The 9483-nt window shown below is 71.5% G+C and carries 3 protein-coding genes and 1 pseudogene; 2 read left to right on the forward strand and 2 right to left on the reverse strand.

What is annotated here, in order from left to right; genetic code table 11:
- Window positions 1-7282: MupA/Atu3671 family FMN-dependent luciferase-like monooxygenase (locus VN520_RS35210; RefSeq protein WP_325751019.1), on the reverse strand; the 7282-nt coding region annotated here is incomplete at its 3' end.
- Window positions 7242-8543, reverse strand: a complete 1302-nt coding sequence (locus VN520_RS35215) for an MFS transporter (RefSeq protein ID WP_325751020.1) — start codon at window positions 8541-8543, stop codon at window positions 7242-7244. The genes VN520_RS35210 and VN520_RS35215, both read right to left, overlap by 41 nt.
- Window positions 8544-8968: 425 nt before the next feature.
- Between VN520_RS35215 and VN520_RS35220 the strand changes: the two genes are divergently transcribed.
- Complete coding sequence (locus tag VN520_RS35220; protein ID WP_325751021.1) at window positions 8969-9214, forward strand: acyl carrier protein; 246 nt, start codon at window positions 8969-8971, stop codon at window positions 9212-9214.
- Window positions 9211-9483 (forward strand): annotated as a pseudogene (locus VN520_RS35225) (3-oxoacyl-ACP synthase); the annotation flags it as partial. The gene VN520_RS35220 and the pseudogene VN520_RS35225, both read left to right, overlap by 4 nt.

The raw sequence follows: 9483 nt of genomic DNA on the forward strand, positions 1-9483 counted from the left end.
CAGGGCGAGCAGCGACGGCGGTACCGAGCAATACGTGCTGCTGCCCCGCGAACCGGCCGAGAGTCGCGCCGATGGCGCTGGTCAGGGTCATGAAGAGGGTGGCGCGGTGGGCGGCGGCGAACGTATGCAGCCTGCCGACCAGGTCGGCGTCCAGAGCGTGGGTGAGGCTCGCACCGGCCCCGGACCGGACCGGTGGACGGGGCCGGTCGGTGGGCAGGTCGAGGTCGGGGGCGCCGGCCAGCTCGGTGCGCCAGAAGTCCACGGACGCCGCGAGTCCGGCGGGGTCCGGCGAGGCGGCCGGGGGCAGCTCCGGCAGGGGCGGCAGCCCGGAGCCGCCCTGTGACCGGGCCCGGTAGCAGGCGGCGAGGTCCCGGACCAGCACCACCGTGGAGGAGGAGTCGAAGACGATGTGGTGGGCCGTCAGGAAGAGCAGGTGCCGCTCTTCCGACAGGCGCAGCAGCCGGGCACTCACCAGCGGTCCGGTGCCCAGGTCGAGGACTCGGTCCCCTTCGGCGGCCAGAGCGGCGCGCAGCGCCTCCTCCTCCGTCACCCCTGTGCGGTCGTCGACCGGGCAGTCGAGCTGTACGCGGTCCAGTACCTCCTGGTAGGGCACCCCTTCGCGGTCGCCGAACACCGTGCGCAACGCCGGCTGGCGCTCCGCGACCCGTTGCAGTGCCCACCGCAGCGCGGTGACGTCCAGGGGGCCGTCGAGGCGGATCGCCTTGGGCTCGTGGTACATACGGGTCCCGGGGTGCAGTTGTTCCAGGAACCAGATGCGGCGCTGGGCGGGGGTGAGCGGCATGCGCCTCGGCGCGGGAGCCGTCCGCTCCCCCGGCTCGGGCTGCTCGCGGCGGCGAAGCCGGTCGAGGTGGGGCAATGCCGCCAGGACCTTGTCCTTCGGTACGCCGAAGTCCACGAAGCAGGCGAGCTCGTCCGCCCCGGCCTCCCGCAGACGGCGCGCCGTCCCGGCGACCGTGTGTTCGTCGCCGATCAGGGCACGCGAGGCGCAGTAGCGGTCATAGGCACGCCCGAGCAGGAACTCCACGTCCTCCTCGGGGGTGTTCTCCAGGTCGATGTCGAAGCCGAGGCTGTTGGTCACCTGGTCGAAGAGCGAGAGCGAGGAACGCAGATAGGAGACGAACGGCCGGTACGCCTCGGCCCGTGCGCGCTCGGCGTCCTCGCCGAGGTAGGTATGCACCAGCACCACCACCCGGCCCGTCGCCGGATCGAGGCCGTGCTCGGCACGGGTGCGCCGGTACAGCGCGATGTTGTCCGCCAGTTGCTCGACGGTCTGCGCCATCAGGTTGGTGACCACACCCAGGCCCTCGGCGGCCGCCCGTCGGTAACTGTCCGGGTTTCCCACCACGGCCACGTACAGGGGAAGTTGTTCCTGCACGGGGCGGGGGTGCAGCCGTATCTCGGCGGACCGGCCGTCGCCCGCCGTCGTCGTCACCGGCCGTCCGGACCACAGCCGGCGCACGGTCTCCAGGTGCTCGTACATCACCTCGCGGTGCCGGCCGAAGTTTTCCGGGGCGAGTGCGAAGTCAGTGGCGTGCCAGCCGCTCGCGACGCACATCCCGGCCCTGCCGCCGGAGATGTTGTCGACGACCGACCACTCCTCGGCCACCCGGACCGGATGGTGCAGCGGCAGCACGACGGAACCCGCGTGCAGCCGGATCCGGCTGGTCCTGGCCGCGAGCGCGGCGGCGAGCACGGACGGGTTCGGGAAGAGCGCGCCGAAGGAGTTGAAGTGGCGCTCCGGGAACCACAGGGCGTGGAATCCGTGCCGGTCGGCGAAGTCCGAAGCCTCCATTATCAGGGCGTATTTGTCGCTGCCCGCGTCCTCCGGGTAGTCGCCGAAGAAGTAGAGGCTGAAGTCGCAGCCTGCGGGAGGTACGGGCACGGCGGGGGCGGCGGGCTGCGGCACGGGACGGGGACACCGGTTCGGTTCCCGGGCGGGGGCCGGGGATGCGGGAGCCGAAACCGGGTGCATGGGGGCCGAGGGCAGCGGGGCCGGGGCAGCCGCGGGCGGCAGCGTCCCGGTGGTGTCCGCAAGCATGTCGAGCTGGCGTGAGATGACGTCGTTCACGTGGTCGACGGCTCGCTCCGCCAGCCGCAGCTGCCGGTCGAACAGAGAGAGGAGTTCCGGGGACGCCCCGGGTGCGCGGTCCGCCGTGGCCACCGGGGCCGCTGCTTCCCGCATCCGCGCCGTGCCGTCCCGTAGCTCCCCGAGAAGTTCCGGGGACGCCCCGGGTGCGCGGACCCCCGTGGCCACGGGGGCCGCTGCTTCCCGCATCCGCGCCGTGCCGTCCCGTAGCTCCGCCAGGCGTTCAGCCAGCCTGCGCGGGGTGTCGGCCGAGTCGAAGAGCTCCCTGACCGGGACCCGTACTCCGAACCGCTCCTCCAGCTCGGTCGTCATGCCCATCAGCGAGAGCGAGTCGGCGCCCAGCTCGAAGAACGAGCTGTCGGGCATGACCGCTGCCGGCTGCCTGCCGACCTTGTCAGCCGTCAGCTGCCTTACGACGGAGAGCAGGTCGTCGGATACGGCGGACACCTGAGGCGCGGCGGGCCGTTCGGGCGTCCGCACGACCGGGGACGCCACCGCGCGCCTTCGCAGGGGGTGCCCCGGCAGTTGCACCCGGCCTCCGCCGGGAGTGAGCACACGCCATTCCAGATCGGCTCCCCTGCGGTACAGCGAGCCGAGCCCGGTGAGCAGCCCGCGCACCTGCTCCGCCGCACCGCCGGTCTCTCCCTGCCCGCTCAGCCAGCGGCTCGCGGGCACGCAGTGCCGGCCGAGGCCGGTGAGTGCGGCACCTGCCCCGATCTCCACGAAGTCCTCGCACCCTCGCGCGGCAGCCGCGGCCATGGCCAGGTCGAAACGGACCGGCTGTCGCGCCTGACGGCAGAGGTACTCCGCGTCGACCGTCCAGCCGATGTCACGCACCTCGCCGTCCGCGGACGTCACCAGCGGAGTACGGAGTGGGCTGTAGGCGGCCTTCTCCGCATGGGCGCGGAACTCGTTCAGGGCCGGTTCGATCGTGGCCGAGTGGAAGGCCCGGTCGACGGCCAGCGCCCGCCACCGCACCCCTTCCTGATCGAGCAGGCGAACCGCCTCCTCCAGGGCGTGCGGCGCACCCGAGAGCACCTGGGCGCGTGGACCGTTGACTGCGGCCAGTTCCACACCCGCGGTCCGGGCGATGCGATGCGCAGCGGTTCGGTCGGCACGGACGGCGATCATGCCGCCCGGCGGGCAGGCCGTGTGCATCAGACGCCCGCGTCGTGCTGTGAGCCGCAGCCCGTCCTCCAGCGTCAGGGCACCGGCTGCGTACAGCGCCGCGTACTCGCCCACGCTGTGGCCCAGCAGCAGCGCGGGGCGGATGCCGGCTGCTCGCCACACGTCGGCGAGCGCCGCCTGGTGGGCGAACAGTGCGGCCTGAGCCGTTTCGGTGGGCCAGACCTCGTCCTCTCCCACGGGTCCGTCCAGGAGGAGGGGCAGCAGCCTGGTGCCGAACTCGTCGGCGTGGACCTCCGCGCACCGCTCGAGCGTCCTGCGGGCGGCGGGGTACGCGGCGTACAGTCCGCTCGCCATGCCGCGCCGTGCGCTGCCCTGCCCGGAGAAGGCGAAAGCGACCGGCCCGAGTGGGGCGGGCGGCCGGGGCCGCGGCTCCTCCAGCGCGAGGGCGAGTTCCCCGGCGGTGCGCCCCACGGCCACGGTGCGTGCGAGGCGGTGCGGCCGGCCGTAGGCCAACGTGGCGGCGACGTCGGCGGCCGCGAGCTGCGGCCGCTGCCGCAGCCGGTCGCGAAGCAGGCCGGTGAACTCGTCCAGGGCCTCGGTGTCACACGCCGACACCGGTACGAGCACGGGCAGTTCGGATGAGGCATCCCTCCGGGCCACGGGCGGGGCCTCCTCCAGCACCACATGGGCGTTGGTGCCGCCCACGCCGAACGCGCTGACACCGGCCCGGCGCGGCACACCGTCCGGCACCGACCACGGCCGCAGCTCGGTGGCCAGCGTCAGCGGGCCGCCTTCCAGCCGTATTTCCGGATGGGGGCGGCTCAGGTGCACGGTCGGCACCAGGGTGCGGTGGCTCAGCATGAGGACTGTCTTGACGAGCCCGGCCATCCCGGCGCAGCTGTCGAGATGCCCGATGCCCGGCTTCACCGAGCCGACCGCGCAGAAGCCGGTGCGCCCGGTGTCCTCGCCGAGCGCCCGGCCGAGCGCCTCCAGTTCCACCGGGTCTCCGAGCCCCGTACCGGTCCCGTGCGCCTCGACGTACGAGATGGACTCCCCCGGGACGGACGCCGCGCGCAGCGCCTGCCGCACGACGTCGACCTGCCCCGCGACGCCCGGCGCGTGGAAGCCCACTTTCCCCGCGCCGTCGTTGTTGACGGCAGAGCCCAGGATGACCGCGTGCACGGTGTCCCCGTCGGCCAGCGCCCGGTCGAGCCGCTTGAGCAGGACGGCGGCCACACCGTTGCCGCCCACCGTGCCGTCGGCCTCCGCGTCGAAGGCCCGGCAGCGCCCGGTGGGCGACAGGATCGACCCGGGGTGGCTGCGGTAGCCGGTCTCCTGGGGCAGGTGCACGGCTGCGGCGCCCGCGAGCGCGAGGTCCGACTCACCGCTCACCAGGGACTGGACCGCCAGGTGCACGGCGACCAACGAGGTGGAGCAGGCGGTCTGCACACCGATGGCGGGGCCGGTGAGCCCGAGCCGGTAGGCGACCCGGGTGGCGAGGAAGTCCGGCTGCCTGCCGACGGCCGACTGCATACCGGTGACGGGATCCGCCCCGTCGTACGGCCCGGACGGCGCTCCGGCCCCGGCCGCCTGCTGGTGGTCGTACAGATTCATGCCCGAGCCCGCGAACACCCCGACTCTCGTGTCCGGGCCGGCCGCTGCGTACCCTCCCTGCTCCAGCGCCTGGTGGCAGCTCTCCAGGAACAGCCGGTGCGCGGGGTGCGTGAGTTCGGTCTCCTTGGGGCTCATACCGAAGAAGTCCGTGTCGAACTCCTCGGCCCCGTCGAGGACTCCGCCCACCGGCACCAGGTCCGGGGCGCGCCGCTGCTCGGGGGTGAGGCCCGCCGCCGCGAGTTCCTCCTCGCTGAAGACGCGGACACTGTCCACGCCGTCACGCAGATTGGCCCAGAACCGCTCCGGCGAGTCCGCCCCCGGGAAGCGCAACGACAGCCCGATGACGGCGACGCGCCGGTCAGCGGTGTCGGCCGCGGGGGCGCCGCCCGGGTGTTCCTCCCCTGTCCTGCCTCCGGCGGGCGCGCCGGGAGCGGACAGGTGGGCGGCGAGCGCACGGACCGTCGGGTGCTCGAAGAACGCGGTCCGGGAGACCGGCTTCCCGATCCGCTCCTCGATCCCGGTCCGCAGGCGTATGAGAAGGAGGGAGGTCAGACCGAGCTCGTAGAACGGCCGGTCCATGTCCACCGGGCGCCCCAGCACGCTCTCGAGTTCGTCACGCACCGTCTGCGCCACGGCTGCGTGATCGGGCCTCGCCACGGCTTCTTGGTCCTGCCTCACCACAGCGCCGTGATCCGTCTTCGCCACGGCACCGTGAGCCGGCTGCGAACCGAAGCCTCCGCTCATCAGGCGGTCGCGGAGCTCGGCCCGGCGCACCTTTCCCGCGGGCGTCCTCGGGAACTCGTCCCGCGGGACGGGCAGGACCTGGGCGGTGGTCAGCCCGAGCCTCGTGAACAACGCCGCTCTCACCTCTGCCGTGATCCGCGCGTTCCCGACGGCGTCGCGGCTGACGAAGAACACGGCCAGGGTCTCCGTGCCGCTGTCCGGGTCCGGTATCCCGCAGGCTGCCACGTCCCCGTGCCGGACCCCGTCGACGGCGGCGGCCGCTTCCTCCACCTCATGGCAGTAGAGGTTGTGCCCGTTGAGGATGATCACGTCCTTGCTCCGGCCGGTGATCACGACCTGTCCGGCGTTCAGGAAGGCCAGATCACCGCTGTCAAGCCAGTCCCTCCCTGCGGGGAAGGCTATGGCGTCCGCCTCCGGATCGTTCACATAGCCGGGTGTGAGACGGGCGGGCGAGTGCACCTGGAGCCGCCCGATCCTGCCCTCGGGCAGGATCTCGCCGCGGTCGTCCACGACTCGCAGGGTGACTCCGTGCGCGGGCGCTCCGGAGGCGACGAAGGTGACGCACTCGTCCTCCGGTGTTCGCCGGTCGGCGGCTGTCACGTTCCCGCCGAGGCTGCTCTTGAGCAGCCGGTGCACGGTGCCCGGCCGGTCGAGCCGGCCGTAGGTGACGGCCGTGACCGTCTCCGCCATTCCCCATACGGGAACGATGTGCTCCTCGCGAAGCCCGTACCGGGCCGTCCTGTCGAGGAAACGGCGCAGCACCGGCAGCGCGATCCGCTCGCCCCCGCACAGCATGGTCCTCAGACCTTCGAGGTTCCAGCGCCCCTCCGGCCGCTCTGCCAGCGCGTCCGCGACGAGTTGGTAGGCGAACGTCGGCGCCCAGCTGTGGTGCGCCCGGTGGGAGTCCAGGAGATCGAGCCAGCGCAGCGGTTCGGCCAGAACCCGGTCGGTCCGCGCGTGCACGTTGGTGCAGCCCGTGAAAACTGCGAGCAAGTGGTACAGCAGGAAGGCACCGCTGTGGTCGACCGGCAGCCAGTTCACCATCGTGTGGTCCGGCCGCACATCCATGATCCGCCGGCTGCTCGCCGCGAAATCCGCCAGGCCCGCGTGCGTCAGCCGCGCGGCTTTGGGCACACCGGTGCTGCCCGAGGACAGCATCAGCATCGCGGTGTCGGACCCGTCCGGCTCCACGTGGTCGTCAGCGGGCAGTGCGCTCAGGCAGTCCCTGGCGATGGCGACGCGCAGGGCGGGGGCGGTCCGCGCCAACACCGCCGCACCGGCCGCGTCGCCGAGCACCAAAGGCTGGTCGAGCAACCGGGCGGCGTGCAGCAGGCGATCGAGGGCCGGCGAGCCGGGAGCAGGGTGCTCCGCTATGGCCGCAGGCCGTGCACCGCCGAGCACACAGGCCCAGAAGGCAGGGAAGAACTCGCTCAGCGGCAGCCCGCACAGCAGCACCGTGTGGCCGGGGCGCAATCCTTGTTCGCGCAGTCCGGTGAGCATCCGCCGTGCCGCGTCGAGCAGTTCGGGGTACGTCTGCGAGGTCGTCGTGCCGTCCGCATCGACGGTGACGAGGGACCCGGAAGCCGACCGAGCGGCCCGCAGCAGTGCCGACACCGCGTCGGCGGCGTCTTCCTCGGTGCGGTCCGGCTCAGGCCCCTGGCAGAGTTCCTGCCCCGGTATGCCTTCCATACGAGTCCCTTTCTTCGTTCTCTTCGGTGGATTGCCGCAGCCCTGCTGCGCCGCGCCGGCCGGTGGCGCAGAGCAGCAGAAACAGCGCCCCGCACATGGCCGCACCGTGGAAGGTGCCCACGACGACCGGTGCGGGCAGCACTTCAAGAGCCGCCGCCGCGGCCACCGCCCCCACCGCGAACCCTGCCTGCTCCACCGTGGCGGACAGCCCGAAGAGCCGGCTGCGCTGCCGGTCAGGGGCCGCTTGCAGGCGTGAGGTGTAGACGATCTCGGTCCAGCCGTCCGCGAAACCCGCCGCTGCGGCCGCCAGGACCAATCCCGGCGCGGGCAGCCCCAGGAACGCCGTCACGAACGCGAGCGACATCGCGCAGGTACCGAGGGCGAACGCCCGCTCGCTCCACGCGCCTTCGCCCCGGCTCCGTCTCAGCACCAGGTGAGCGAGGACGGTGCCCACCGCCCACGCCGCCCAGAACCGGGTCATGAGCACCGCGGGCTCGCCCGGGTGGGTGGCGTGCGCCACCACGGGCAGCACGACGTTGTGGGAGGAGGACGCCAGAGCGTCCACCCCTCTGAGCAGAAGCATGCCGAGCAGAAGAGCCGGCACACCGGCCCCCGAGCGCCACACGGACCTCTCGCGCACCTCGCCGGTCTTCCTGCGGGCCCCGGGGTCCGGCGGTACCTGCTCGTCCTCGCGGCTCTCCTCCTCGTCGGTGCGCGGCCGCAGCACCAGCAGTGTCACGCCGGACACCACGAAGCTTGCGGCGTTGACCGCGAACGCGGCGGCGAAGCCCCCGAACCCGATCACCAGGGCCGACGAGGCGAACCCGAGTACCGTGGCCAGGGACCGGGCCGTCACCAACAGTCCGTTGGCCCGGGCACGGGCTTCCTGGCCGACGATCACCGGAATCGCACTGCGCAGGGAGGCGGTGAAGAACGTGTTCCCCATCCCCATGACGATCACTGCTCCTGCGAGCAGCCAGAGCGGCGTCCGCGCAGCACAGAGCGCCATGACGGTCATGGTGATTCCCTGAGCGGCATCGGAACAGATCATCACGGTCCGCCGGGTCCTTCGGGCGGACAGCTCCCCGACAGCGAGACCGGCGACGAAGCCGGCGCAGAGCCGTAACGCCATCATGGCACCGACACCGAAGGCCGTACCCGTCACCTGGTAGGAGAACAAGCTCAGCGCGATCAGGTTCAGGAAGTTTCCGTATGTGGATATGGCATACGCGGATACAAGAGCGTGAAAGCGGCGGTCCACACCCCCCACTGCGCCCCCTCGCGTCAGCCAAGCGCCCACCCCTAGGCAGAATCGGCGTAAGAGTAAACCAACGCAGCGGCCAATCGTGATCACTTTTGATCAATCGACTCTGAATCTCTGAGCTTTTCCAACCTCACGCTGATGCGTGGTGAAGGGTGAGGAACGCCTTCACCAGGTCGGTCATGCGGTTGGTGCTGCAGCGGATCCGCCCCCTCCGCGCCTGCTGACTGCGCCACAGGTACCGGCCCGTTCGATGAGCCGAATGCCAATCGACATGATGACCGGGAACGCCATGCGATTTGTCCATATATGCAACCTGTTCGTTGCAGGGACCGCGACGGGATCGTAACTACCTGCCGGTTCGGGCGTTCAGCAACCGGAACAGCCGATCGGCGGCCGGACACCGACGCATACAGGAGGGGCTCATGGATGCCTGCGTGGATGCCGCGCGACATGTCCAGGACGTACTGATGCAGCACTTCGGAATCAATCCGCAGTCGGTCCCGGCGGACACCCCTCTGCATCAGTTGCGTATGGACTCCCTGGCTCTTGAGGAGCTGAGGGTGATCATCGAGGAAAGGATGGCCATCGACCTGGACGACGTGCATCTGACCTCTCGGCACACCGTCGCCCAGCTCATCGATCTTGTGGGCATCAAGGCGGCCATGTGAAGGCGGCCCGCGGCACATCGTCCGCGGCGGTGACCGGGGTGGGGCTGGTCACGGCGGCTGGTATCGGTGCCGAACAGACGTGGCACCAGATCACGCGATCCACCCTGCCGTCCGGGGTGGGGCCGCACCCGGCGCTGGAGGGCATGCCCTGTGATTTCGCGTATACCGTCGGCGGGTTCGATTCCGACGCGTTGCTGGGGGTGGCAACGTCCCGGTTGATGGATCGTTTCTCTCAGATGGCGGTGGTCGCGGCGCGTGAGGCAGTCGCG

The sequence above is a fragment of the Streptomyces sp. genome (genome assembly GCF_035563135.1).
Lineage (GTDB): Bacteria > Actinomycetota > Actinomycetes > Streptomycetales > Streptomycetaceae > Streptomyces.